This window comes from Streptomyces sp. SCUT-3, assembly GCF_014083985.1.
Lineage (GTDB): Bacteria > Actinomycetota > Actinomycetes > Streptomycetales > Streptomycetaceae > Streptomyces_H > Streptomyces_H thermolineatus.
The window spans coordinates 5153364-5179064 of the sequence record NZ_CP046907.1 but is presented as its reverse complement, the minus strand read 5'-3'; the positions used below and the strand labels follow the sequence as shown (position 1 = coordinate 5179064).

The 25701-nt window shown below is 76.2% G+C and carries 15 protein-coding genes and 5 pseudogenes; 6 read left to right on the top strand and 14 right to left on the bottom strand.

Annotated features, from left to right (window positions below; all coding sequences use genetic code 11):
• Positions 1–153: 153 nt before the first annotated feature.
• The 3 genes from GQS52_RS22825 to metH all read right to left on the bottom strand — a co-directional run bounded on the left by GQS52_RS22825 (position 154) and on the right by metH (position 6236).
• Entirely contained in the window at positions 154–1455 is a 1302-nt protein-coding gene (locus GQS52_RS22825; RefSeq protein ID WP_182315198.1) for an ATP-binding cassette domain-containing protein, read from the bottom strand.
• 356 nt (positions 1456–1811) lie between these two features.
• Positions 1812–2516: an HAD family phosphatase gene (locus tag GQS52_RS22820; RefSeq protein ID WP_182315197.1), complete on the bottom strand. Its 705-nt coding sequence runs from the start codon at positions 2514–2516 to the stop codon at positions 1812–1814.
• 177 nt (positions 2517–2693) lie between these two features.
• Complete coding sequence (metH, locus tag GQS52_RS22815) at positions 2694–6236, bottom strand: methionine synthase (protein WP_182315196.1); 3543 nt, start codon at positions 6234–6236, stop codon at positions 2694–2696.
• 297 nt (positions 6237–6533) lie between these two features.
• Between metH and GQS52_RS22810 the strand changes: the two genes are divergently transcribed.
• The 5 genes from GQS52_RS22810 to GQS52_RS22790 all read left to right on the top strand — a co-directional run bounded on the left by GQS52_RS22810 (position 6534) and on the right by GQS52_RS22790 (position 12699).
• The gene (locus GQS52_RS22810; protein ID WP_182315195.1) at positions 6534–7298 is read left to right on the top strand and encodes an IclR family transcriptional regulator; all 765 of its coding nucleotides are present in this window, start codon (positions 6534–6536) and stop codon (positions 7296–7298) included.
• A 172-nt stretch (positions 7299–7470) separates the two neighbouring features.
• Positions 7471–8271 (top strand): MIP/aquaporin family protein, encoded by an 801-nt coding sequence (locus GQS52_RS22805; protein ID WP_182315194.1) that lies wholly within the window; start codon positions 7471–7473, stop codon positions 8269–8271.
• An 86-nt stretch (positions 8272–8357) separates the two neighbouring features.
• The gene (gene glpK, locus GQS52_RS22800) at positions 8358–9893 is read left to right on the top strand and encodes a glycerol kinase GlpK (RefSeq protein ID WP_182315193.1); all 1536 of its coding nucleotides are present in this window, start codon (positions 8358–8360) and stop codon (positions 9891–9893) included.
• A 2-nt stretch (positions 9894–9895) separates the two neighbouring features.
• Positions 9896–11503, top strand: coding sequence for a glycerol-3-phosphate dehydrogenase/oxidase (locus GQS52_RS22795; protein WP_182315192.1), 1608 nt, complete (start codon positions 9896–9898; stop codon positions 11501–11503).
• 137 nt (positions 11504–11640) lie between these two features.
• Complete coding sequence (locus tag GQS52_RS22790) at positions 11641–12699, top strand: hypothetical protein (RefSeq protein ID WP_259370923.1); 1059 nt, start codon at positions 11641–11643, stop codon at positions 12697–12699.
• Between the two features lie 146 nt (positions 12700–12845).
• Here the strand turns inward: GQS52_RS22790 and GQS52_RS22785 are convergent, their stop codons facing one another.
• The 11 genes and pseudogenes from GQS52_RS22785 to GQS52_RS22735 all read right to left on the bottom strand — a co-directional run bounded on the left by GQS52_RS22785 (position 12846) and on the right by GQS52_RS22735 (position 23767).
• The gene (locus tag GQS52_RS22785; RefSeq protein WP_182315191.1) at positions 12846–13958 is read right to left on the bottom strand and encodes a glycosyltransferase; all 1113 of its coding nucleotides are present in this window, start codon (positions 13956–13958) and stop codon (positions 12846–12848) included.
• Positions 13955–14260 (bottom strand): annotated as a pseudogene (locus tag GQS52_RS22780) (glycosyltransferase family 9 protein); the annotation flags it as partial. The pseudogene GQS52_RS22780 and the gene GQS52_RS22785, both read right to left, overlap by 4 nt.
• A gap of 96 nt (positions 14261–14356) precedes the next feature.
• Positions 14357–15034, bottom strand: coding sequence for an SIS domain-containing protein (locus tag GQS52_RS22775; protein ID WP_182315189.1), 678 nt, complete (start codon positions 15032–15034; stop codon positions 14357–14359).
• Between the two features lie 142 nt (positions 15035–15176).
• A pseudogene (locus tag GQS52_RS22770) lies at positions 15177–16401 on the bottom strand (glycosyltransferase).
• 152 nt (positions 16402–16553) lie between these two features.
• Positions 16554–17520 (bottom strand): annotated as a pseudogene (locus tag GQS52_RS22765) (glycosyltransferase).
• Positions 17517–18648, bottom strand: a pseudogene (locus tag GQS52_RS22760) (glycosyltransferase family 9 protein). The pseudogenes GQS52_RS22765 and GQS52_RS22760 overlap by 4 nt, the downstream one beginning before the upstream one ends.
• Positions 18645–19241, bottom strand: coding sequence for an HAD-IIIA family hydrolase (locus GQS52_RS22755; protein WP_182315188.1), 597 nt, complete (start codon positions 19239–19241; stop codon positions 18645–18647). Before GQS52_RS22755 ends, GQS52_RS22760 begins: the two are co-directional and overlap by 4 nt.
• Before the next feature lie 393 nt (positions 19242–19634).
• Positions 19635–20651, bottom strand: a pseudogene (locus GQS52_RS22750) (glycosyltransferase); the annotation flags it as partial.
• Complete coding sequence (locus tag GQS52_RS22745) at positions 20648–22495, bottom strand: carbamoyltransferase C-terminal domain-containing protein (protein WP_259370922.1); 1848 nt, start codon at positions 22493–22495, stop codon at positions 20648–20650. The pseudogene GQS52_RS22750 and the gene GQS52_RS22745, both read right to left, overlap by 4 nt.
• A 61-nt stretch (positions 22496–22556) precedes the next feature.
• Positions 22557–23531, bottom strand: a complete 975-nt coding sequence (locus GQS52_RS22740; protein ID WP_182315186.1) for an NAD-dependent epimerase/dehydratase family protein — start codon at positions 23529–23531, stop codon at positions 22557–22559.
• 41 nt (positions 23532–23572) lie between these two features.
• Positions 23573–23767, bottom strand: a complete 195-nt coding sequence (locus GQS52_RS22735; protein WP_182315185.1) for a DUF2795 domain-containing protein — start codon at positions 23765–23767, stop codon at positions 23573–23575.
• An 861-nt stretch (positions 23768–24628) separates the two neighbouring features.
• Here GQS52_RS22735 and GQS52_RS22730 point away from each other — a divergent pair.
• Positions 24629–25630 carry a PAC2 family protein gene (locus GQS52_RS22730; protein ID WP_182315184.1) on the top strand — a complete coding sequence of 334 codons (1002 nt, stop codon included), beginning with the start codon at positions 24629–24631 and terminating at the stop codon, positions 25628–25630.
• Positions 25631–25701 lie beyond the last annotated feature (71 nt).

The window sequence follows — 25701 nt, the reverse complement described above, 5'->3', positions numbered from 1 at the left end:
ACATCCCTGCCGACTCTCCCGGTAGCGGGAGGGGAGGAAGAGTTCGGGGCCCATTCAATACCGGTGGTGTCGTCGCGGGCCACACGGTGCGGCCCACAAAGTACCGTCCGCGTTCCCGCTCCGGACAGCACCGGGACGCGTCCCCCGGGCGGCCTAGTCCGCGGCCCCGGCCGCGAGGTGGCAGGCGACCCGCCTGCCGGGCTCCCCCGCGGGGGCCAGGACCGGGGTGACGGCCTCCACGAACTCCACCACGACCCGGTCGCCGTCCGGGCTCATCGTCACCACCCCGCCCCAGAGCGGCTCGCGCGGGTCGGCGGCCGAGTCCTCCTCGCGCAGCCCGCGCAGGTGGGCCAGGAGCTCCTCGGCGCTGCTGCGGCGGCCCGGGGTCAGGACGAGGCGCCCTGCGCCCGGCGGGCCGACGGCGTCGGCACCGGCGATCAGGGCCCGCTCGGCCCTGCGCCGTGCGGGGTCCAGCTGCGCCCGGCGGCGCTGCAGCAGGGCCGCCAGGTCGCGGGGCTCCCAGCCGCAGTGCCCCAGGGGCGCCGGGCAGCGGGGCCGGAAGGCGCAGCCGGGCGCGGGTTCCCCGCGGTCCGGCGCGGCCGCGGTGGGCCGGGGAGGCCCGTCGCCGCCCCCGGCGAGCAGGGCCCGGGTGCAGGGGTGGAGCGGTTCGGCGCAGACCCGCTCCGCGGGCCCGTACTCGACGACGCGCCCGAGGTGCATGACGGCGACGGTGTCGCACGAGCGCCCGGCGCCGGCCAGGTCGCCGGTGACGAGGACGCAGGCGAGCCCGGTGGACTCCCGCAGCCCCCGCAGCCGTGCCAGGACCTCGTCGCGGGCTCCGGCGGCGTGCGGGCCGGGCTGCTCCTCGACGACGAGCAGCTCCGGTTCCACGACGATCGCCCGGGCCAGTTCGGCGCGGCGCCGGTCCTGCTCGGACAGGTCGGACAGGGGGCGGTCCAGGCAGTCGGCGGGGAGGCCGGCCCGTTCCAGGGCCAGGGCGGTCCGGGCGTCGTCGTGCTCCTCGTCCGGGGCCGTCCGGTGCTCGGACAGCGGCCCGCCGACGGCGGCGCGGACCGTCTGCGCCGGGTCCAGGGAGGGCTCGGGGCCCAGGGAGAGCGTCTGCAGGGCGCGGCGCAGGGGGCGCCGCCGGCGGCCGGTTAGGGCGGCCAGGTCGCTTCCGCGGTGGCGGACGGTGCCGCCGGCCGCCCGTCTCCGGCCGACGAGGGCGCGGGCGAGGACGAGGTTGCCCGAGCCCGGTTCCCCGACCAGGGCCAGCGCCTCGCCGGCGGCCAGTGTCAGGCTCGCCGCGCGGACGGCCTCGCCGGAGCGTTCGGGGCGCGTGCCGATGCGGGCCAGGGCCCTGCGCCGCAGGCCCGGGAGCACGCTGAGGTCCTCGGCCGTCAGGAGGGGGTGGTCCCCGCCCTCCTCCGCGGTCGCGTCAGGCTTCGCAGGCAACGGCGGCCTCCTCGGTCCCGACGGCCGCCCCGGTGCGCCCGTTGCCCGACATGTGGTCTCTTTCCCCTCGTTCCTGGGCCGGTCCGGCTGTTCGGCACGGACGTGGGAGGACCCTAGCCCGGCGGACCGGTCTCACCGGAATGCGGAGAAACCGATCGATGTCACGCACCGGTAACGAAGGGGCGGGCGGCGGCGGGCGGCACTCGGGGGGCTTTTGTGACCGCACTTGACCAATGCGGACACACCGCCTCCGGTGCCGGCCCGCCGGGGCCTCCCGGAGCGGGAACGGGGGGTCGCTGTCGACCCCCCGGACGGGTGACAAACATCACTTTCCGCAGGGGCGGGCGCGGCGACGCTCAGTGCCCGGCGGGCACCAGAGAGCGCAGGAAGGGGATGTCGACGCCCTCCAGGGAGCCGACCACCGTCCGGTCCGGCGCGGAGGAGACGGGGGCGACGGAGGGCACCGCGAGGACCCGGCAGCCCGCGGCCTCCGCCGCCGCCACGCCGGTGGGGGTGTCCTCCACCACGACGCACCGGGACGGGTGCACCCCCAGGCGGGAGGCGGCGGTCAGGTAGGGCTCCGGGTGCGGCTTGGTGCGGGTCACCTCGTCCCCGGCGACGCTGAAGCGGAAGTGCTCCGGGCCCAGGGAGCGCAGCACGATGTCGATGATCCGCCGGTGCGAGGCGGAGACCAGGGCCGTGGGGACGCCGTGGGCGGACAGCTCCGACAGCAGCCGCCCGGCCCCGGGCATGGTCGGCACGCCGCGGGAGATGAGCTCCGCGAAGCGGGAGTCGATCATCTCCGACAGCTGCGGCACCCCCACCCGGGCCCCCGTGACGGACAGCAGGTAGGCGGCGGTGCGGCTCATCGGGCCGCCCACGACGATCTCCCGGTGCTCCTCGCCGAGGTCGTGCCCGAGGTCGGCGAAGACCGACCGCTCGGCCTCCCACCAGAAGTCCTCGGTGTCCACCAGGGTGCCGTCCATGTCGAGGAGCACGGCCTGCAGGCGGCTGCCTCCGTCCGGCAGGGACTCCTCGACGGCGGGGATGGTGCTCGTCATGCGTCCGCTCCTTCGGCGATCGGCTGCGCGGGGTGCGCCCCGGAGGGCGCGGGGGCCGGCCGCCCCGCCCTGTGGGGCGGGGCGGCCGGCCCGAGCCGGGCCGACAAGTGTACGGCGGGCGACCGGCGCAGCGCGCAGTGATACCGGCGGAAGTGCCGGCGCGGGCGTCAGCGGGCGTCAGCGGGCGTTGAAGTACTTGGCCTCGGGGTGGTGGACGACGATGGCGTCGGTGGACTGCTCGGGGTGGAGCTGGAACTCCTCCGAGAGGGTGACGCCGATGCGCTCCGGCCGCAGCAGGGCGGCGATCTTGGCGCGGTCCTCCAGGTCCGGGCAGGCCCCGTAGCCGAGGGAGAACCGGGCGCCGCGGTACTTCAGGGCGAACATGTCCTCCACCGCGTCGGGGTCCTCGCCCGCGAAGCCGAGCTCGGCGCGCACCCGGGCGTGCCAGTACTCGGCGAGGGCCTCGGCGAGCTGGACGGACAGGCCGTGCAGCTCCAGGTAGTCGCGGTAGGCGTCGGCGGCGAACAGGCGGGCGGTCTCCTCGCCGATGCGGGAGCCGACGGTGACGACCTGCAGGCCGACGACGTCGGTCTCGCCGGACTCCTCGGGGCGGAAGAAGTCCGCCAGGCACAGGCGGCGGCCGCGGCGCTGCCGGGGGAAGGTGAAGCGGGTGCGCTCGGAGCCGTCCTCGTCCAGGAGGATCAGGTCGTTGCCCCTGGACACGCAGGGGAAGTAGCCGTGGACCACGGCGGCCTCCAGCAGCCCGTCGGTGTGCAGGCGGTCCAGCCAGCCGCGCAGCCGGGGGCGGCCCTCGGTGGCGACCAGCTCCTCGTAGGCGGGGCCGTCGCCGGTGCGGGATGCCTTGAGGCCCCACTGCCCCTTGAACAGGGCGTCCTCGTCCAGCCAGGAGGCGTAGTCCCTGAGCGGGATGCCCTTGACCACCCGGGTGCCCCAGAACGGCGGGGCGGGGACGGGGTTGTCGGTGGCGACGTCGGAGCGCACGCCCTCCTGGGGCTCCGGCTCGGCCGTCACGCCCTCCCGGGCAGGGACCCGGCGCTGCTTGAGCTCGGGCAGCTTCGCCCCGGGCACGCCGCGCTTGACGGCGACGAGGGCGTCCATCAGGCGCAGGCCCTCGAAGGCGTCGCGGGCGTAGCGGACCTCGCCGGCGTAGATCTCGTGGAGGTCCTGCTCGACGTAGGCGCGGGTGAGGGCGGCGCCGCCGAGGATGACCGGGTAGTCCGCGGCCAGGCCCCGGGCGTTGAGCTCCTCGAGGTTCTCCTTCATGATCACGGTGGACTTCACCAGCAGGCCGGACATGCCGATCACGTCGGCCCGGTGCTCGGCGGCGGCGTCCAGGATCGCGGAGACGGGCTGCTTGATGCCCAGATTGACCACGGTGTAGCCGTTGTTGGACAGGATGATGTCGACCAGGTTCTTGCCGATGTCGTGCACGTCGCCGCGCACGGTGGCCAGCACGATGGTGCCCTTGCCGTCCTCGTCGGTCTTCTCCATGTGGGGCTCGAGGTGGGCGACCGCGGTCTTCATCACCTCGGCGGACTGCAGCACGAACGGCAGCTGCATCTGCCCGGAGCCGAACAGCTCGCCGACGACCTTCATGCCCTCCAGCAGGACCTCGTTGACGATCTCCAGCGCCGGGCGCTCGGCCAGTGCGGCGTCCAGGTCGGCCTCCAGGCCGTTGCGCTCGCCGTCGATGATCCGCCGCTTCAGCCGCTCCTCCAGCGGGAGGGCGGCCAGCTCCTCGGCCTTGCCGGCCCTGAGGGACTTGGCGGTGGCGCCCTCGAACAGCTCCAGGAACCGCTGCAGCGGGTCGTAGCCCTCGGACCGGCGGTCGTGGATCAGGTCCAGGGCGACCTCCACGTGCTCGGGCTCCAGGCGTGCGATGGGCAGGATCTTCGCGGCGTGGACGATGGCCGAGTCCAGGCCGGCCTTGACGCACTCGTCGAGGAAGACGGAGTTGAGCACGATCCGGGCGGCCGGGTTCAGCCCGAAGGAGATGTTGGACAGCCCGAGCGTGGTCTGGACGTCCGGGTGGCGGCGCTTGAGCTCGCGGATCGCCTCGATCGTGGCCAGGCCGTCCTTGCGGGACTCCTCCTGGCCGGTGGCGATGGTGAAGGTCAGGCAGTCGACGATGATGTCGGACTCGGCGATGCCCCAGTTGCCGGTGAGGTCGGCGATCAGCCGCTCGGCGACCGCGACCTTGTGCTCGGGGGTGCGGGCCTGGCCGTCCTCGTCGATGGTCAGCGCGATCAGCGCCGCGCCGTGCTCGACGGCCAGGCGGGTGATCCGCGCGAAGCGCGAGTCGGGGCCGTCGCCGTCCTCGTAGTTGACGGAGTTGATGACCGCGCGGCCGCCCAGCTTCTCCAGGCCGGCCCGGATCACCTCCGGCTCGGTGGAGTCCAGCACCACCGGCAGCGTGGAGGCCGTCGCCAGCCGCCCCGCCAGCTCGGCCATGTCCGCCACGCCGTCGCGGCCGACGTAGTCCACGCACACGTCCAGCAGGTGCGCGCCCTCGCGGATCTGCTCCCTCGCGATCTCCACGCAGTCGTCCCAGCGGCCCTCCAGCATGGCCTCGCGGAACTTCTTCGACCCGTTGGCGTTGGTGCGCTCCCCGATCGCCAGGTAGGAGGCGTCCTGCCGGAACGGCACCGCCTGGTACAGCGACGCCGCGCCCGGCTCGGGGCGCGGGCGGCGCTCGGCGGGCACCAGGCCGCGGACCCGCTCCACCACCTGCCGCAGGTGCTCGGGGGTGGTGCCGCAGCAGCCGCCCACCAGGTTCAGCCCGAACTCGCGCACGAACGTCTCGTGCGCGTCCGCCAGCTCCGCCGGGGACAGCGGGTAGTGCGCCCCGTCCTTGCCCAGGACCGGCAGCCCGGCGTTGGGCATGCACGACAGCGCCGTCCGCGCGTGGCGGGACAGGTGCCGCAGGTGCTCGCTCATCTCCGCCGGGCCGGTCGCGCAGTTCAGCCCGATCATGTCGATGCCCAGCGGCTCCAGCGCGGTGAGCGCGGCGCCGATCTCCGAGCCGAGCAGCATCGTGCCGGTGGTCTCCACGGTGACGGAGACGATGACCGGCAGGTCCGCCCCGGCGTCCGCCAGCGCGGCCTTCGCCCCGACCACCGACGCCTTGGTCTGCAGCAGGTCCTGCGTCGTCTCGATCAGCAGTGCGTCCGCGCCGCCGGCGATCAGCCCCTCGGCGTTGCTCCGGTAGGCGTCGCGCAGCGCGGCGTAGGTGGTGTGTCCCAGGGTGGGCAGCTTGGTGCCGGGGCCGATGGAGCCCAGCACCCACCGCTGCCGCCCGTCGGCGGCGGTGTGCTCGTCCGCGACCTCCCGCGCGATCCGCGCGCCCGCCTCGGACAGTTCGAAGATCCGGTCCGCGATCCCGTACTCCCCCAGCGCGGCCAGGTTCGCCCCGAAGGTGTTGGTCTCCACGCAGTCCACGCCGACCGCGAAGTACGCCTCGTGCACCGACCGCACGATGTCCGGCCGGGTCGCGTTCAGCACCTCGTTGCAGCCCTCCAGCTGCTGGAAGTCCTCCAGCGAGGGGTCGGCCGCCTGCAGCATCGTGCCCATCGCCCCGTCGGCCACCACCACGCGGGAGGCCAGGGCCTCCCGGAGTGCGTCGGCCCGCTCCCGGCGGGCGGTGTCCTGCGGTCGGCCGGGGTTCGCTGCGGCGGCGGGCTGGGGGGAAGGCGAGGCCATGGAAGTACTCCCTGAGTGCGACGGCTGTCGGCTTTGCGCACCTCGTGGCACCGGGCGCGCACCCGGCCAGGCTATAGGCAGGGCCGGAGGAGCCCGAGGGGGTTCCACGCATTGGGACGGTGCCGGGCGCGGCGCGGGGGCGGTGCGGGGGCGGGCACCGGGTGCGGGACACGGCCGGACCGGGGCGGGGCGAGGTGCACGGCGGCCCCGCTTCTTGGCACACTCGTGGCACAACCATCCGGTCGGCATCGCCCCATGGCGTTCAGCATTGCCGACCGTCGGCCGCGGAGGTGCACGATGCCCGGACCCATCCAGTCGCTGGAGCGCGCGGCAGCGATCCTGCGGCTGCTCGCCGGGGGCGAGCGGCGGCTGGGGCTGTCGGACGTGGCCTCCACCCTGGGACTGGCCAAGGGGACGGCGCACGGCATCCTGCGCACCCTGCAGCAGGAGGGCTTCGTCGAGCAGGACCCCGCCTCGGGCCGCTACCAGCTGGGGGCCGAGCTGCTGCGGCTGGGCAACAGCTACCTGGACGTGCACGAGCTGCGCGCCCGGGCGCTGGTGTGGACGGACGACCTGGCCCGCTCCAGCGGGGAGAGCGTGTACCTGGGCGTGCTGCACCAGCACGGCGTGCTGATCGTGCACCACGTCTTCCGGCCGGACGACAGCCGGCAGGTCCTGGAGGTGGGGGCCATGCACCCGCTGCACAGCAGCGCGCTGGGCAAGGTGCTGGCCGCCTACGACCCGGTGGCGCACAGCGAGGCGCTGGAGGCGGAGCGCACCGCCTTCACCGACCGCACCGTCACCGACGCCGGGGAGTTCGAGAAGGTCCTGCAGCTGACCCGGGCCCGCGGCTGGGGGTCGGACCTGGAGGAGACCTGGGAGGGCGTGGCCTCGGTGGCCGCACCGGTGCACGACCGCCGGCGGATGCCGGTGGGCGCGGTCGGTGTGACGGGGGCGGTGGAGCGGGTATGTCTCGACGGCGAGATCCGGCCGGGGCTGGTGGCCGCCGTGCGCGACGCCGCCCGGGCCGTCTCCCGCGACCTGGGTGCCACCCGCTTCTGACAGGAACAGCGCAGATCGTCCGGCCCGAAGCCTTGACGGGGTCGGCGCCGGGGAGAAAACTGCCGTCCACCGTTCGGCATTGTCGAACGCTCTACGACACTGTCCGCTATCCTGGACGGCGGCCCGAACGGGACCCGGCCGACGTCCCAGCGGCAAGGACAAAGGAGTCGCGGTGACCAACGGCAACATCCTCATCGGTGAGATCATCGGGACCGCCGTTCTCATCCTGCTCGGAGGCGGCGTCTGCGCGGCCGTCACCCTCAAACGCTCCAAGGCCCAGGGCGCCGGCTGGCTCGCCATCACGTTCGGCTGGGGATTCGCGGTGTTGACCGCCGCCTACATATCCCTGGGAGTGTCCGGGGCCCACCTCAACCCGGCCGTCACCGTCGGCGTGGCGGTCCAGTCCGGGGACTGGGGGCAGGTGCCGGTCTACTTCGCCGGCCAGCTGATCGGCGCGATGCTCGGCGCCGCCCTGGTGTGGGTCGCCTACCTCGGCCAGTTCAAGGCCCACCTGACCGACCCGGAGACCGTCGCGGCGCACGCCGACCCCGAGGGCCCGGTCACCACCGCGGACGCCGTGCGCCACGGGCGGACCCCCGGCGGCCCGGTGCTCGGGATCTTCTCCACCGGCCCCGAGGTGCGCAACCCGGTCCAGAACCTGCTGACCGAGGTCATCGGCACCACCGTGCTGGTCCTGGCCGTCCTCACCCAGGGCATGACCAAGGGCCTGGGCCTGTCCGGCACCGGGGTGCTGATCACCGCCCTCGTCGTCGTCGGCATCGGCCTGAGCCTGGGCGGCCCCACCGGGTACGCCATCAACCCGGCCCGCGACCTCGGCCCGCGCATCGTGCACGCCCTGCTGCCGCTGCCCAACAAGGGCGGATCCGACTGGGGGTACGCCTGGATACCGGTGGCCGGCCCGCTGGTCGGCGGCCTCCTCGCGGGAGGCATCTACCACCTCGCGTTCGCCTGAGCACACCCCGCGGGGAGCCCGCCGACGGCGGCACCGCACCCCCAGCACCCCAGCCACCACCGGACACCGGACACCGGGAGAGACCCGTGAGCGAGACCACCACCGACACCCGCAGCAGCGGACCGTTCATCGCCGCCATCGACCAGGGCACCACCTCCAGCCGCTGCATCGTCTTCGACCGCGACGGCCGCATCGTCTCCGTGGACCAGAAGGAGCACGAGCAGATCTTCCCCAGGCCGGGCTGGGTCGAGCACGACGCCGCCGAGATCTGGGACAACGTCCAGGAGGTCGTCTCCGGCGCGCTGGACAAGGCCGGGATCACCGCCGAGGACATCAAGGCCCTGGGCATCACCAACCAGCGCGAGACCACCCTGCTGTGGGAGAAGGCCACCGGCCGGCCGGTGCACAACGCCATCGTGTGGCAGGACACCCGCACCGACGCCCTCTGCCGCGAACTGGGCCGCAACGTCGGGCAGGACCGCTTCCGCCGCGAGACCGGCCTGCCCCTGGCCAGCTACTTCGCCGGGCCGAAGATCCGCTGGCTGCTGGACAACGTCGAGGGCCTGCGCGAGCGCGCCGAGCGGGGCGAGATCCTCTTCGGCACCATGGACAGCTGGGTGATCTGGAACCTCACTGGCGGCCCCGACGGCGGCGTGCACGTCACCGACGTGACCAACGCCTCCCGCACCCTGCTGATGAACCTGCACACCCTCCAGTGGGACGAGCGGATCCTGCACTCGATGGACATCCCGGCGGCGGTCCTCCCCGAGATCCGCTCCTCCGCCGAGGTCTACGGCACCGCCGGGGGCAAGCTGGCCGGCGTCCCCGTCGCCTCCGCCCTCGGCGACCAGCAGGCCGCGCTGTTCGGGCAGACCTGCTTCTCGGAGGGGGAGGCCAAGTCCACCTACGGCACCGGCACCTTCCTGCTGATGAACACCGGCGAGAGGGCCGTCAACTCCTACCACGGCCTGATCACCACCGTCGGCTACCGCATCGGCGACGACAAGCCGGTCTACGCCCTCGAGGGCTCCATCGCCGTCACCGGCTCCCTGGTGCAGTGGATGCGCGACCAGATGGGCCTGATCAAGAGCGCCGCGGAGATCGAGACCCTCGCCAGCTCGGTCCAGGACAACGGCGGCGCCTACTTCGTGCCGGCCTTCTCCGGCCTGTTCGCCCCCTACTGGCGCTCCGACGCCCGCGGCGTCATCGCCGGCCTCACCCGGTACGTCACCCGGGCGCACATCGCCCGCGCCGTGCTGGAGGCCACCGCCTGGCAGACCCGCGAGATCGTCGACGCGATGCAGAAGGACAGCCAGGTCGAGCTGACCGCCCTGAAGGTCGACGGCGGCATGACCAGCAACAACCTGCTGATGCAGACCATCTCCGACGTCATCGACGCGCCCGTGGTGCGCCCGATGGTCGCCGAGACCACCTGCCTCGGCGCCGCCTACGCCGCCGGCCTGGCCGTCGGCTTCTGGCCGGACACCGACGCGCTGCGCGCCAACTGGCGCCGCGCGGCCGAATGGACCCCCCGTATGGACGCGGCCGTGCGCGACCGCGAGTACAAGAACTGGCTCAAGGCCGTCGAGCGGACCATGGGCTGGATCGAAGAGGAGCAGTAAACATGTCAACTCCGCAGAGCGCCCCGACCCTCGGGGCGCACCCGACCGGCGGCCTCAACCCGAGCCGCTCGGAGACACGGGATCTGCTGAGCCACGGCACCTTCGACCTGCTGGTCGTCGGCGGCGGCATCCTGGGCACCTCGGTCGCCTGGCATGCCGCCCAGTCGGGGCTGCGGGTCGCGATGGTCGACGCCGGCGACTTCGCCGGCGCCACCTCGTCGGCGTCCTCCAAGCTCGTCCACGGCGGCCTGCGCTACCTGCAGACCGGCGCGGTCAAGCTGGTCGCCGAGAACCACCACGAGCGCCGGGTGCTGGCCAAGGACGTGGCCCCGCACCTGGTCAACCCCCTCACGTTCTACCTGCCGGTCTACCGGGGCGGCCCGCACGGCGCGGCCAAGCTCGGCGCCGGCGTCTTCGCCTACTCGATGCTGTCCGCCTTCGGCGACGGCGTCGGCCGGGTGATCAGCCCGGCGAGGGCCGCGGCCGACAACCCGGCGCTGCGCACCGAGAACCTCAAGGCGGTTGCCGTCTACGGCGACCACCAGATGAACGACAGCCGGGTGGCCGTGATGACGGTGCGCGCGGCGGTGGAGTCCGGCGCGGTCGTGCTCAACCACGCCGAGGTCACCGGCCTGCGCACCACCGGCGGACGGGTCACCGGCGCGGACCTGAAGGACCGGCTCGACGGCACGGAGTTCGGCGTCGACGCCCGCCTGGTGCTCAACGCCACCGGCCCGTGGGTGGACCACCTGCGCGCCATGGAGGACCCGGGCGCGGCCCCCAGCATCCGGCTGTCCAAGGGCGCCCACGTGGTGCTGCGGCGCAAGGCGCCGTGGAAGGCCGCCATGGCCACCCCGATCGACAAGTACCGGATCACCTTCGCCCTGCCCTGGGAGGACCAGCTCCTGCTCGGCACCACCGACGAGGAGTACACCGGCGACCCGGCGGACGTGCGGGCCACCGAGGCCGACATCGCCCAGATCCTGGACGAGGCCGCGTTCTCCGTGCGGGACGAGCACCTGTCCCGGGACCTGATCACCTACGCCTTCGCCGGGCTGCGCGTACTGCCCGGCGGGCCCGGTGACACGGCGTCGGCCAAGCGCGAGACGGTCGTCACCGAGGGCCGCGGCGGGATGCTGTCGGTGGCCGGCGGCAAGTGGACCACCTACCGGCACATCGGCCGCACCGTCATGGCCAAGCTGGCCGGGCTGCCCGGCCGGGCGCTGGCCGAGGACATGGAGCCGCTGGACCGCCTGCCGCGGCGGGTGCCGCTGCCGGGGATAGCCAGCCCCAACGCGGTGGCGCACCGCCTGCTGGTGGACCACGACCCGGGCAGCCGGATGGACCCGCTGACCGCCCGCCACCTGGCCACCCACTACGGCGCCCTGTCCTTCGACATCGCCCGCCTGGTCAACGAGGACCCCGCACTGGGCGAGAGGATCCACCCCGACGGCCCGGAGATCTGGGCACAGGTCGTCTACGCCCGCGACCACGAGTGGGCCGCCACCGCCGAGGACGTGCTGCGGCGGCGCACCACCCTGACCGTGCGCGGCCTGGACACCGCCGAGGTCCGGAGCAGGGTCGAGGCGCTGCTGGCGAAGCGCGCCTGACGGCACGTCCGGCAGCCGTGCCGGGCGGGGCCGGGCGGGCCCTGCCCGGCCCCGCCCGGCACGCTCCGGCCGCGGTCCCGGCCGTCCTCCGCACCGGCCGCCGCCCGTGCGGCGGCGGTTTCTGGCAGGCTGTGCGAATGCGTATTCGGGGGATGGGGCGGCCCGGCCGCCGTGCGGTGCGGTGGACGGTCCTGATCCTGGTGGCCCTGCTGGTGCTGCCGCCCGCGGCGGGGGCCGCCGCGCTGCGGCTGGCCTACCGGGGCGATCCGTCGCCGCAGGCCCGCACCCGCGGCCAGGACGCCGTGTGGCTGGGCCACGCCTGGGTGGACGGCCGCCGCGACGGAACGGACCTGGCCGCACTGGCAAAGCGGGTGCGCGGCACCGGCGTCAAGGACCTGTACGTGCACACGGGCCCCCTGGAGTTCGACGGAACCCTGGACCGGAAGCTGTACCCGCGCGCGGCGTGGCTGGTGGAGGCCGTGCACCGCGAGCTGCCCGGGGTGCGGGTGCAGGCGTGGCTGGGCCAGGTGCTGAGCCACAACGGCTCCACGGGCCTGCGGCTGCCGTCCGGGACCGCGCGGAGGAACGTCGCGCGCAGCGCGGAACAGGTGCTGGACGCCGGCTTCGACGGCGTCCACTTCGACCTGGAGCCGATGCGCTCCGGGGACCGGCACTTCCTCGCCCTGCTGGACGACGTGCACCGCGCCACCTCCCGGCGCGGCGCCCCCCTGTCGGTGGCCGCCCACCAGATCGACCCGTTCCCCGGCATGCACGCCGTGGCCGGGGCCTTCACCGGCGACGAGACCAAGTGGTGGTCGCGGGAGTACTTCGGCGAGGTCGCCCGCCGGGTCGACCAGATCGCGGTGATGTCGTACGACACCTGGACGCCGCTGGAGTCCCTGTACGGCGGGTACGTCGCCCGGCAGACCGAACTGGCCCTGGAGGCCACGCCGGAGGACACCGACCTGCTGATGGGCGCGCCCGCCTTCCACAGCAGCGACACCGTCGCCCACTGGGAGTCCGCCGAGACGGTGGCCGCCGCGATGCGCGGCGTCCGGCTCGGCCTGGACCGGCACGACCCGGAGCGCCGCCGGTTCGGTGTCGCCCTGTACGTCGACTTCGAGGCCACCGCGGAGGACTGGGCCGCCTACCGCTCCGGCTGGGGCCTCGAGGAGCCGGAGGGACCGGCGGACTGACGCCCGCAGGGCCAGCACCGTCCCGTGCAGCCGGGTGTTGACCACCGCGTCCAGCCGGGAGAGCACCGCGTGCAACTGGCCGGGGGGTGGCGGGCAGGGGCCGGTCGCGGGTGTCCAGGCGCGTGTCCAGGGGCAGCCGGGCGGCGTCAGCCGACATAGCGCCGGGCGGTCGAGGCGTTCTGCGCCTCCTCCAGCAGCCGGAACCGCTCCTCCACCTCCGCGGGCAGCGGCCGCCGTTCCCGCAGCACCCACGGCAGCCCGGCCAGCGCCTCGGCGAAGGCCCGGGCCGAGACGGTGTCGCGCGGCACCGAGGCGGCCAGCCGCACGGTGCGGCGCACGGCGGCGGGCGCCGGGCGGCGCAGCCAGCCGAACCACAGGGTGTTGCGGATGCCGTGGCGCCGCCGCAGCGTGGAGTCCCTGCGGGGGGCGGGGCGGTGGTGGACCGTCAGGTTGTCGGCGTGCACCAGCCACCAGCCGGACGCGGCGAGGTCTGCGGCGAGCAGTTCCTCCTCCCCGCCGAGCCACAGCCGCGGGGAGAAGCCGTCGGCCTCCCGGAAGGCGTCGGTGCGCAGCACGGTGGCCGCCGCCAGGAACGAGCCGAGCGCCGGTCCCGGCAGCCAGTCGGGGGCGGGCAGCGGGGAGTGCCGCAGTTCGGGGACGACCGGGTCCTCGTAGGGGTCGCCCTGCGCCACCGCGCCCGGCGGCGCGTACGGGTCCTGCGGCTCATGCGGGTCCTGGGGCGCATGCGGGTCCTGCGGCTCATGCGGGTCCTGGGGCGCATGCGGAACGGGGTGGACGAGGATGCGCGCGGTGACGGCTGCGACCTGCCGGTGCGCGTCGAGCAGGTCGGCGGCGCCGGCCAGGGCCCCCGGCTCCCACCACGAGTCGTCGTCGCAGAAGGCCAGGTAGGGGGTGGTGGTCACGCGGGCGGCGAGGTTGCGGCCGACCGCGCCCAGGTTGCGGCCCGGGGTCAGCAGCCGCGCCTGCGGGAACCGCTCGCGCACCGCCCGCGCGGTGCCGTCCGAGGAGGCGTTGTCCACCACGACCACCGGCGGCCGCTCCGGCAGGGCGGTCAACCGCTCCAGGGTGTGCAGCAGGCGCTCCCTGCGGTCGCGGGTGATCACCACGACCCCGGTGCGGCCGTCGCCGGGGGCCGTGCGCGCGGCATCCGCGGCATCCGACGTGCCGGGGACGTCCGACGTGCCCGGGGCGGGCGGCGGGCCGGAGGCGGGCGACGGGCCGGGCGGGACGTCCCTCATGACAGCGGCTCCGGGACTCGGCCGGGGGCCGCGGCGGGGCCGCGCCCGGCGGGCGGGAGCGCGTCGAACGCGGCCAGGACGTCCTCGGCGGTGATGCGCAGCAGCCGTTCGTCGGGGCGGTCGCCGTGGGCGTCGCCCGGGCGGGGCCGGTCGCGGTCGGCGGCGTCCGGCCGCCACAGCACCCGGTGCGCCGGGTGGTCCGGCGGCCCCCACAGGCGGGGGGAGACCGGGCCGAAGAGCACCACGGACGGCGTGCCCAGCGCCGTGGCCAGGTGGGCGAGCCCGGTGTCGCCGACGACGACGAGTGGCTGCTGCGGTTTCACGGGCACCTCCGGGGGCGGGGGACGCGGCGGTTCGGGGGCCTTGGGCGGCGGGGCCCGCGGCGGCGGGGCGGCCGGTCACGCGGTCCTGCGCGCGGGCGCGGGGGCGGGGGCCGGGCGGACGGCGACGGGGCGGCCGCGGCGGACGGGGGCGGCCTCGTCGGCGGCCGCCGGGTCCCGCCCGGCGACGGCGGCGTCGAACGCCTCGCACAGCAGGTGCAGCGCCACCAGGTGCGCCTCCTGGACGGTGGCGGTGGCCGGGGCGTCGATGCACAGCGCCTCGTCGGCGCGGGCCGCCAGCGGGTTGGGACGCGGGCCGGTCATGGCCCACACGGGCAGTCCCGCGCCGCGGGCGGTGTCGGCGGCGGCCAGCAGGTTCGGGCTGCGCCCGGAGGTGGACATCAGGACGAGGACGTCGCCGGGGCGCCCGTGGGCGGCGACCTGCCGGGCGAAGACCTCCTCGTAGCCGTAGTCGTTGCCGATGGCGGTGAGGCTGGAGGTCTCGGCGTTCAGGGCGATGGCCGAGTAGGCGGGGCGCTCGTCGCGGTAGCGCCCGACGAGTTCGGCCGTCAGATGCTGGGCCTGGGCGGCGCTGCCGCCGTTGCCCGCGGCCAGCAGGCGGCCCCCGGCGGGCAGCAGGGCGGCGAGGTGCTCGCCCCATGCGGCGAGCCGGTCCAGGCCGTCCTCGCGGAGGCGGTCCAGGGCGTCCTGGAGCGAGCGGCAGTGTTCGTGCGCGGCGCGGTGGGGTTCGGTCATGGCTGGTCGGGCCCTGCGCGTCCGCGGGGACGGCGCTCTCGGCCCGGGCCTCCTTTCCGGCGGGCGACGGGGCTGCTGGGCGGCGGGACGACCGGGCGGCGGGGCCGCACGAGGGGCCTGTGCGGCCCGGCCGCGCGGCCGGTCACGCGGCCCCGGTGACGGTGGCGGCGGCCGGGCGGCGGGCCAGGACGTCGCGGTAGACGTCCTCGGTGGCCGCCGCGACCCGGTCCCAGCCGTAGCGGTCCAGGACCCTGCGGCGCCCGGCGGCCGCGCAGGCGGCCCGCTGCGCCGGGTCGGCGAGCAGGGCGTTGACGGCCCCGGCCAGGGCCTCGGGGTCACCGGGCGGGACCAGCCGCCCGGTGCCCGGGTCGGCGACGGTGTCGAGCTGTCCGCCGACGGCGCTGGCGACCACCGGGGTGCCGCAGCCCATGGCCTCCAGCGGGACGATGCCGAACGGCTCGTAGTCCGCGGGGCACAGGACCACGTCCGCGCTGCGCAGCAGGGCGGGGACCTCGTCGGCGCCGACGCCGCCGGTGAACCGGACGCGGTCGGCGACCCCGGCCGCGCGGGCGGCGTCGCGCAGCCTGCGCACCTCGGGGTCGTCGTCGAGCCGGTCGGGCGGCGGGCCGCCGACGACGAGGAGTTCGGCGTCGGGGACGCGGGCGAGGGCCGCGATCGAGACCGCGGCGCCCTTGCGCGGCACCAGGCGGCCGATCTGCAGCAGCCGGTGGGGGAACTCCCCGCGCGGGGCGGCCGGGCCGTGCGGGGTGAAGCGGTCGACGGCCACGCCGCAGGGCACGACCGTGCAGTGCCGTGCGGGCACGCCCATGGCGGTCAGTTCGGCGACCTCGTCGCGGCAGGTGGCGATGATCCGGTCGCACCCGTTGCCGATGTCGGTCTCGATCGCGATGCGGCCGGCCGGCCGGGCTGGTGTCGGCCTCGCCCTGGTGGCGCTTCTTGACCGTGCCGAGCGCGTGGTAGGTGTGCACCAGGGGCAGGCCGAGCTTCCCGGTGGCGCGCAGCGCGGCCAGCCCGGACATCCAGAAGTGGGAGTGGACCAGGTCGGGCCGGTCCTTCTCCCAGTCCCGCGCCAGGAAGCGGCCGAACTGCGCCATGTGGGGCAGCAGCCGGTCCTTGGGGATGTGCCGGGCCGGCCCGGCGGGCACGTGGCGGACCTCGACGCCGGGGCGCAGGGGGACACGGTCCGGCAGGTCGGGGGCGTCGCGGCGGGTGTGGACGACGACGCGGTGGCCGCGCGCGGCGAGCGCCCCGGCGAGGTGCGCCACGTGGACGTTCTGCCCGCCGACGTCCACCCCGCCGAGGACGGCCAGGGGGCTGGCGTGCTCGGAGACGAGCGCGACGCGCAGCGGGCCGCTCCCGCCGCCCGGGGCGGCGCCCGCCCCCGGCACGCCCGCCGCCCCCGGCACGACGGCCGCCCCCGGGACGGGCGCGACCATGTCGCGGGCCTTGCCCCCCGCCCGGACGAAGCCGCTGTTCCGGGTCCCCGGTTCGGTGCCGGTCATCCGCGGGTCACCTCCTCGATCAGCCGCTCCCAGTCCTTCAGGAAGCGTTTGAGCCCGTACCGCTCGAGCGCGGCGCGGCGGGCCCGGGCCCCGTCCTCGGCGGCCGCCTGCGGTTCGTTCAGGTAGGTGCGGGCGGCGCGGGCGAGGACCTCGGGGCGGGTGGAGAGCACGCCGGCCCCTGCGGGCACGGCCTCGACCGCCTCGGTGGTGGCGAGCGCGACGACCGGCATCCCCAGGTGCATGGCCTCCAGCAGGGACAGTCCCAGGGAGGTCCAGCGCACCGGGTGCAGGTAGAGGCGGCGTTCGGCCATGGCGTCGTGCAGGGCGGCCTGTGGCAGGTCCTGGGTGCGGCAGCGCTCCGGCGGCAGGCCGAGGTGTTCGGCCAGTCCCCGGTGCGCATGCCGAACACGTCCAGGGGGACGGCGCCGGCCAGGGCGGGCAGCAGGTCGGTGCCGGTGGTGCGGGCGGGCCGCACGGGCTCGTTGACGACCACGGCCGCACGCTCGACGCGGCCGGTACAGCGGTGCCCGGGGTCGACGATGCCGTGCTCGACCACCGCGGTGCGGGTGCCGCCGTTGTCCCAGAACAGCCGGTTGAAGTGGGTGACGTGGACGAGGAGGAGGTCGTCGCGGTCCGCGCACGGGTGGCGGGTGTGCGGCACGTCGCCGTCGGGGCGTTGTGCTCCAGGTAGACGGCGGGTACGCCGCGTCCGGGCCGCCGGCCGCCGAGCCAGCACTCGGCCAGCTCCGCCTCGTGGGGGCGCTGGAGGACGACGAGGTCGACCGGTTCCCCGCGCAGCTGCTCCGGCGTCAGTTCGTGGACGGAGTCGGGCCAGGCGAAGGTGCGGGCCCGGCCGAGCCCGTCCGGGCCGCGGTCGGGCGTGACGGGCACCAGGTAGCGGTGCGGTCCCTGGACGAACGCGGTGGTCCAGGAACCGTGCACGTGCCACAGCAGGATGTTCATACGGTCACCTCGCTCTCGTCGGTGGCCGGCGCGCCGGGCCCGGCGCCCGGGGCCGTGCCGTCGGCGCCCTGACCGGGCCCCGGCCCGCCGGCCGCGGTGGGCCGGGGCCCGGTCAGGGCGTCGACGGCGGCGAGCACCTCGTCGTCGGTCACCGAGTCCAGGCAGGGGTGGCCGGGGACCGGGCAGGTGCGGGCGCGGGTGCCGGCGCAGGCGGCGTGGGGCCGGCCGAGCAGGACGTGCGGCACCCGGTGGGGCGCCCAGCGCCCGGCGGGCACGACGGGGCGAACAGGCAGACCACCGGTGTGCCGACGGCCGCGGCCAGGTGCGCCGGGCCGGTGTTGCCGACGACGACGGCACGGGCACGGGCCAGCACGCCGGCCAGCGCCGGCAGGCCGGTGCGCCCGCCGAGGTCGAGGTCGAGGGCGTGGCGTCCGGCGACGGCGGCCGTCAGCTCCTTCTCGCCCGGCCCGCCGGTGACCACCACCCGGTGCCCGGCGCGGGCCAGGGCGGCCACCGCGCGGGCGGCCCGCCCCGGGCTCCGGGCGCGGGCCGGGACGGCGGCCCCGGGGTGGACGACCAGGTACGGGTCGTCGCCGGTCAGGCGGGCGGTGTCCGGGGGCGGGGTGATCCGCAGGGACCCGTCGTCGCCCGGGGGAGGGCGAAGCCGGCGGCCAGGGCGAGGTCGAGGGCCGCCTGCGCCTCGTGCCGTCCGGGGGCGCGCCGGTGGCGCAGGTCGAGCAGCGCGCCGGGGTAGTGCTCGCTGTCGGCGCCGATCCAGCCGACGCCGGCGAGGCGGAGCAGCAGCGCGGCGGGCAGCGGGCTCTGGTGGAAGGAGGCCAGGACCAGGGCGCGGTCGAAGCGGCGGGCGGCGACGGCCCGGACCAGGGCGTCGGTCTCCTCGCGGCTGACCGGGGGCGGCTCCAGGCCGACCCACGGCGCGTCGTGCACCAGCACCTCGTCCACGCCGGGCAGCAGCCGTGCCGCCCGCTCCCCCTGCGGTCCGCACAGCACGGCGGTGAAGGAGGAGCCGGCCGCGGCAGCCCGCACGGCGGGGCCCGCCAGCAGGACGTCCCCGGCGCTGTCGAGGCGCACCACCAGAGTGCGCGGCGCGGTGCCGGCGGCCGTCACCGGTCTCCTCCTGCCGGGGCGGGGGTGACCAGCAGGTGCACGGCGGCGAGGAGGTCGGGGGCGGTCTCCTCCGCCCCGGCGACCTCCTCCGGCAGGGTCACCGGGGTGGGGACCAGGACGCCGCGGGCGCCGGCCGCGCGGGCCGCGCCGGTGTCGGCGCCGGTGTCGCCGACCACGGCCGTGCGGCACGGGTCGACGCCCAGGCGGTGGCAGGCGGCCAGGACGAGTCCGGGGGCGGGCTTGCGGCAGGCGCACAGGTCGTCCGGGCCGTGCGGGCACACCGCCCACACCGCGAACGGGCCCAGCAGGGCGTCGACGCGGCGCGCCACGGCCTCGACGCGCTCGCGGTCGAGCAGGCCCCGGGCGACGCCGGACTGGTTGCTCACCACGCCCACCGCGATCCCGAGCCCCCGCAGCACGTCGAGCGCGGCCCGGGCCCGGGGCATGGGGGTGACGAGGGCGGGGTCGCCGTTGTAGGGGACGTCCTCGACGAGGGTGCCGTCGCGGTCGAACAGCACGGCCTCCGGCAGGCGCTCCGGCAGCCCCTCGGGGGCGCGGTCCTGCGGACCGGGGCGCCGAGGTCGAGCAGCCACGGCCCGTCGGCTGCGGCTGTCGTTGCCCTTGGTGCTGGTGAGGTATGCACAGCGTGTCGGCTAACCAGAGACCAAAGAAGCAAACATCACCGTATGTCATGACTTGTTTCCCGCAGGTCGCCGAAGGGAGCGGTCCGGCCGCCCGGGGAGGGCCGGGGAGGGTCGAGGAGGGCCGGAGAGGGTCGGGGCGCTCCGCGGACGGGCACGGCCCCGCCCCGCCCGGGCCGGCCGCCACGACCCGCCCGGACGGACGGGACGGCCGGTCCGGGCGAGGCGCGGGGGCCCGGACGGGACGCGGGGAGCCGGGCACCCGTCCGGGCGTTCAGGCCGCGTGCGCCCGTTCCCGGCGGGGCCCGGCCGCCGGGGCCGGGGGCGGGGGCGGGCCGCCGTCCAGGGCCGTGCCCGGCGGTGCCGCAGCAGTCCGCGCAGCCAGTGCGCGGTGGCCGCGGGCGGGACGAGGACGCTGGTCGCCGCCATGGTCATGACCTCCTCCCGGGTCCGCGGGCCGGGGAGGACGCGGGCCAGGGCGAACTCGGCGGTGCCGGCCAGCCACAGGCCGGCGCAGGCCGCGGCCGCGCGCGGCCGGCCCGTCGCGGCGAGGACCGGGGCGGCGAGCCCGGCGGCGGTGACCGCCAGGTGGCGCGGCAGGCGGCCGCGCGGGGCCCCGGCCCGCCCCCACCAGTCCCGCCCGTGCAGGCGGTTCATCAGCACGTCGTCGGCGTTCCCGGCCTGGGTGCGCACCGAGACCCACCGGTCAACCGGGCGGACCGGGTGCTCGGTGCGCCGGCCGCCGGTGGTCAGCGTCCAGCCGGCGTCCAGCAGTCGCAGCGCCAGGTCGGCGTCCTCGCGGAAGGCGCGCGGGAACCGCTCGTCGAAGCCGCCGACCTCCTCCAGCGCGGCCCGCCGGTAGGCCATGTCGGCGGTGATCCACCGTGCGTCGGCCAGCCCGGCGGTGACGCGCTCCCAGTCGGTGGGCCTGCGGTCGGTGGGCAGCGGCACGCTGACGCGCCCCTGCACGCCGGCGGTGCGGGGCCCGGCGGCCGCCAGGTCCGCGGCGAGGTCGGCCGCCCAGGTCGGGCCGGGGACCACGTCGTCGTCGAGGAAGGCGATCCACTCCTCGTCGGCGGCGCGCCAGCCCGCGTTGCGGGCGGCGGCCGGCCCGGCCGCGCAGCCGGGAACGATCTCGACGGTGCCGCGCAGTTCCTCCGGCACCCGCACCGCGGGCGGCGTGCAGTCCTGCAGCGGCCGGTCGTCGACGACGACGACGCGGCGGGGCGGGGGCCCCTCGGCGTCGGCGAGGGCCCGCAGGCAGGCGTCCAGGCTGGGACGGCCGAGGGTGGGCACGACGACCGCGTAGTCCGGGCCGCCGGACGGGGGCGTGCTCGCGGGGGTGCCTGCGGGGGTGCTCATCGCCCGGCCTCCCCCGCGGTGCCGTTCACGGTGCCGTCCGCGGTGCCGTCCACGTACGGGACGACCGGCGTCCCGTCCGGGGGCCCGGCCATGCCGCCGTCCAGGCCGGACAGGCCCGCGGCCGGGCGGCGGCCGCCCGTCGCGGTGCGCGTGCCGGGCGCAGGGGCGCGGCCGGCGCGCACGGTGACCGCGTCGGGCCGGCCGCCGGCGAAGAACGCGGCGCGCCGGACGGCGAACGGCCCGATCGCCAGCATGTCCACGGGGGCCGAGCCGAAGCACTCCAGCGCGTCCCGGGGGTCGTCGACCATGGGCCGCCCGGCCGTGTTCAGGCTGGTGTTGACCACCACCGGCAGTCCGGTGAGCCGTTCGAAGCGGCCGAGCATCCGGGCGACCAGCGGCTCGGCCGCGGGGTCGACGGTCTGGATGCGCGCGGTGCCGTCGACGTTGACCACGGCGGGGATGCGGTCGCGCCACTGCGGCGCCACGTCGTGCACGAAGAGCATGTAGGGGCTGGGCAGGGGGCCGTCGAAGACCTCCGCGGCCCGCTCGGCGAGCACCATCGGCGCCACCGGGCGGAACTGCTCGCGGCCCTTGACGTCGTTGAGCCGTTCGAGGTTGCCGGAGTGGCCCGGGTGGGCGAGCAGGGAGCGGTGGCCCAGGGCGCGCGGCCCGTACTCGGCGCGGCCCTGGAACCAGGCGACGATCTCGTCGCGGGCCAGCGCCTCGGCGACCGTCTCGGCGATGTCCACCGGGCGGTCGAACGGCACCGCGGCGGCCTTGAGCCAGGCCTCCAGTTCGGCGTCGGACCAGCCGCGGCCCAGGTCGGCCCCGGCCATCGGCTCCGGGGACTCCCCGCCGGCGGCGGCCAGCAGCAGGGCGCCGCCGAGCGCGGTGCCGGCGTCGCCGGCGGCCGGCTGCACCCACACCCGGTCGAAGGGCCCCTCGCGGGCGATGCGGGAGTTGGCCACGCAGTTGAGCGCCACTCCCCCCGCCATGGTGAGCACCCGGTCGCCGGTGCGGCCGTGCAGCCAGCGGGCGAGGTCGAGCAGGGTCTCCTCCAGGCACGCCTGGGCGCTGGCGGCCAGGTCGGCGTGCTCCTGCGTCCACGCCTCGTCCGGGCGGCGGGGGCGGCTCAGCTCCGCCCACGGCACCCCGGCGGCCCGGAAGCCGCCGTCCCCGGTGGGGTGCACGTGGCGGCGCAGCTCGGCGAGCATCCGGGGGCGGCCGTGGGAGGCGAGCGCCATCACCTTGTACTCGTCGGAGGAGCGCAGGAAGCCCAGGTGCTCGGTGAGCTCCTCGTGGACCAGGCCGAGGGAGTGCGGCAGTTCCTGGCCGTACAGGGGCTCGATGCGGTCGCCGGTGCGGCGGGCGGCCAGGTGGGAGGTGGCCTCGCCCCGGCCGTCGAGGACGAGCACGGAGGAGTTCCCGGCACCGGGCGCGGCCAGGGCGCCGGACGCCGCGTGCGCCATGTGGTGGGGCACGAAGCGCACGATGGCCGGGTCGAGCCCGGGCAGGGCGGTGGCCAGGAAGTTCGGCGCCTCGCGGGCGTAGGCCAGGCGCAGGTGGTCCCAGGGGTCGTGCAGGCCCATCGCGTCGGCGGGGCGGGCCAGGGACGGGTCGAAGGAGTAGGCGACGGCGTCCAGGTCCTGCGGGCGCAGCCCGGCCTGCTCCAGGCACCAGGCCGCGGCCTTCTCCGGCACCTCCCAGGCGGAGAAGGGCACCGGCCGCTTGCCGTGCTTGCGGCGGGAGAACCGCTCCTCCTCGGCCGCGGCGACGGTGCGCCCGTCGACGACGAGGGCGGCGGCGGGGTCGTGGAAGAGGGCGTTGATTCCGAGGATGCGCATGGGTGGTGGCCTTTCGGCTGGGGGCGCGGGGGCTCGGGCCGGACCGCCCGGGGCGCCGGTGTCAGTCGGGCGCGTGGTCGCGGAACCAGGCGACGGTGCGGGCCAGCCCCTCGTCGGCCCCGGTCCGCGGTTCCCAGCCGAGCTTGCCCCGGGCGAGGGTGATGTCCGGGCGGCGCACGGCCGGGTCGTCGGTGGGCCGCTCGACGAACCGGACGGTGGAGTCCGAGCCGGTGATCCGGATGACCAGGCGGGCCAGGTCGAGCATGGTGATCTCGTCGGGGTTGCCGATGTTGACCGGTCCGCGCAGGTCGGAGGCGGCTATGGCGAGGATTCCGCGCACGGTGTCGTCGACGTAGCACAGGGACCGGGTCTGGCGGCCGTCGCCGGTGACGGTCAGCGGCTCGCCGGCCAGCGCCTGGCGGACGAAGGTCGGCACGGCCCGGCCGTCGTGGCCGCGCATCCGCGGGCCGTAGGTGTTGAACAGCCTGACGATGCCGGTGTCGGTGCCGTGTCCGGCCGCCTCGGCGGTGGTCAGCGCCTCGCCGAAGCGCTTGGCCTCGTCGTAGACGCTGCGCGGCCCGACCGGGTTGACGTTGCCCCAGTAGCGCTCGTTCTGCGGGTGCTGCCGGGGGTCGCCGTAGACCTCGGAGGTCGAGGCGAGGACGAAGCGGGCGCCGTGGGAACGGGCGAGGGCGAGCGCGTTGCGCGTCCCCAGGCTGCCGGTCTCCAGGGTGTGCAGCGGCAGGCGCAGGTAGTCGGCGGGCGAGGCCGGCGAGGCGAAGTGCAGGACCGGGTCGGCCCGCGCGCCGACGTCGAACGGCTCGGTGACGTCGGCGCGCAGGAGGGTGAACCCGGGGCGCTCCGTCAGGTGCGCCACGTTCCCCGGGCGTCCGGTGCAGAAGTCGTCCACGCAGGTGACCGCCGTGCCGGCGTCGAGCAGCGCGGCGCACAGGTGCGAGCCGACGAAGCCGGCCCCGCCGGTGACCACGGCCTGCTTCCAGGGGGTGTTCCGGTTGCTGCTGGCTGTGGTGTCCACAGGGCCTCCTTCGGGTGGCCGCTCGCGGTGTGCCGCCCGGTTCACTTCGAGTGGAAGACGGCCTTCTGCACCTGGTCGGGACCGTCGAAACTGTCCTGGCCGAGTTCGGCCAACCGGTCGACGAGCTGGCTGTCGGCCCCGTTGTCCCCGGCGAGGGAGACCAGCGCGTCGCGGTCGGCGGGGCAGTCGGCGCCCTTGAGCGCCTTCTGCAGGTCGACGGGGTTGATGGCGGCCATGGTGTCCTCCGGTGCGTCGGTGCCGCGGGTCGCCGGAAAACGGAAGAGGAGCCTCCGGTTCGGCAATGGGCACTGCTACCCCCGCCCCGGCTCCCCATTCAGAGCGTTTCGCCCCGGGCACTGCGGGTAACCGCCGGGCGGCGCCCCTCCGGGGCGTCGGCCGGCGAGGAAAGTGGTGAGCACCCGTGCGGAACGACGGCGGGCACGAGCAGCAGCAGGACCCCGGGAACGGCGGACGGCTCCCCGGGGACGCGGAGCCGGAGGAAGGGTCGGGCACCGGCCTGGGGGACGCCGGCGGCGTGGCCGGCGCCGGCGTCCGGCAGCCGGAGACCGCCGAAGGGCCGGTACCCGGCCTGCAGCCGGGCGAGGAGGTCGAACGCGGCCCCCGGCACCCGCCGGCCGGGGTCGACGTGCCGGGGACCGCACCGCCTCGGGCGACCCCGAGGCGGTGCGGCGGCAGAAGGAGGAGGGCGGCCCCTGACGGGCCGTCGCCGGGACGGCGCCCGGGCCGCGCTCCGGCCGGTGACGCCCGGGCCGCGTGCCGGCCGCCCGCCCGGGGGCCCGTCCTGACGGCGGACCGTCCTGCCGCACCGTCAGGACGACGCTCCGTCGGGTCGGCGCGCAGTCCGTGCGGCACGCCGGGGGCGTCCCGGCCCCGGCCCCGGCGCGCCGCACGGCCCGCTCCCGCCCGCCCCGGCCCGCCCCGGCCCGCCCCGGCCCGCTCCCGGCAAAGCTTCCGGATCTTCTGGCCGGCGGGCTGCGGCCCGGCCCCCCGGAAGCCGTAGGCTGGTTCCGCACGTGAAGAAACTGCAACCGGTACGGGGCCCCCGCGGTTCCTGACCGGCCGGAAGGAGGCCCTGGGTGATCGAGCTCGAGGGCGTGCCCGAGCTGATCGACCCGGTCATGGTGGTCGCGTTCGAGGGCTGGAACGATGCCGGGGACGCCGCCTCCACCGCGGTCGCACACCTGGACCGGGAATGGAAGGGCGAGGTGTTCGCGGCGCTCGACGCCGAGGAGTACTACGACTTCCAGGTCAACCGGCCCACCGTCTGGATGGACGCCGGGGTCCGCAGGATCACCTGGCCGACCACCCGGCTGTCCCTGGCCCGCATCGGCGGGCCGAAACAGCGCGACCTGGTCCTGGTCCGCGGGATCGAGCCCAGCATGCGCTGGCGGTCCTTCTGCAACGAGATCCTCGGATACGCCCACGAGCTGGGCGTGGAGATGGTGGTCGTGCTGGGGGCGCTGCTCGGCGACACCCCGCACACCCGCCCGGTACCGGTGTCCGGAGTGACCTCCGACCCCGACCTGGCCGGCTCCCTGGACCTGGAGGAGTCCCGGTACGAGGGCCCCACGGGGATCGTGGGGGTGCTGCAGGAGGCGTGCACGCACGCCGGGGTGCCCGCGGTGAGCCTGTGGGCGGCCGTCCCGCACTACGTCTCCCAGCCGCCGAACCCCAAGGCGACACTGGCGTTGCTCAACCGCCTCGAGGACCTGCTCGACCTGCGCATCCCCCTGGGAGACCTGCCCGAGGACGCCCGCGCCTGGCAGCTGGGGGTGGACCAGCTGGCCGCCGAGGACAGCGAGGTCGCCGATTACGTGCAGACGCTGGAGGAGGCCCGCGACACCGCCGAGCTGCCCGAGGCGTCCGGCGAGGCCATCGCGAAGGAGTTCGAGCGCTACCTGCGGCGCCGGGACGGCGGGCACGCGAGCGAATCGGGCCTGGAGGCGCGGGATCCCGGCACCGCCGGCCCCTACCTGCGCGACACCTCGTCCGGACGGCCCGCGGCATCCGGCCGGGGCGAGGGCCAGGAGCAGGGCGGGAAGCCCGACGGGGACGACCCGGCGGACGAGGACGAGTAGCCCCGCTCCCCCGGCCCGGTCCTCGACGGCCGCAAGCCCCGACGACCGCGGGCCCCGGCCGCGCCCGTTCC

Excerpts from the sequence above, each read along its gene's own strand:
- metH (WP_182315196.1), bottom strand. The coding sequence starts at position 6,236 with ATGGCCTCGCCTTCCCCCCAGCCCGCCGCCGCAGCGAACCCCGGCCGA.
- GQS52_RS22795 (WP_182315192.1), top strand. The coding sequence starts at position 9,896 with ATGTCAACTCCGCAGAGCGCCCCGACCCTCGGGGCGCACCCGACCGGC.
- GQS52_RS22745 (WP_259370922.1), bottom strand. The coding sequence starts at position 22,495 with ATGCGCATCCTCGGAATCAACGCCCTCTTCCACGACCCCGCCGCCGCC.
- GQS52_RS22810 (WP_182315195.1), top strand. The coding sequence starts at position 6,534 with ATGCCCGGACCCATCCAGTCGCTGGAGCGCGCGGCAGCGATCCTGCGG.
- GQS52_RS22785 (WP_182315191.1), bottom strand. The coding sequence starts at position 13,958 with ATGAGGGACGTCCCGCCCGGCCCGTCGCCCGCCTCCGGCCCGCCGCCC.
- GQS52_RS22735 (WP_182315185.1), bottom strand. The coding sequence starts at position 23,767 with ATGGCCGCCATCAACCCCGTCGACCTGCAGAAGGCGCTCAAGGGCGCC.
- GQS52_RS22775 (WP_182315189.1), bottom strand. The coding sequence starts at position 15,034 with ATGACCGAACCCCACCGCGCCGCGCACGAACACTGCCGCTCGCTCCAG.
- GQS52_RS22790 (WP_259370923.1), top strand. The coding sequence starts at position 11,641 with ATGCGTATTCGGGGGATGGGGCGGCCCGGCCGCCGTGCGGTGCGGTGG.
- GQS52_RS22820 (WP_182315197.1), bottom strand. The coding sequence starts at position 2,516 with ATGACGAGCACCATCCCCGCCGTCGAGGAGTCCCTGCCGGACGGAGGC.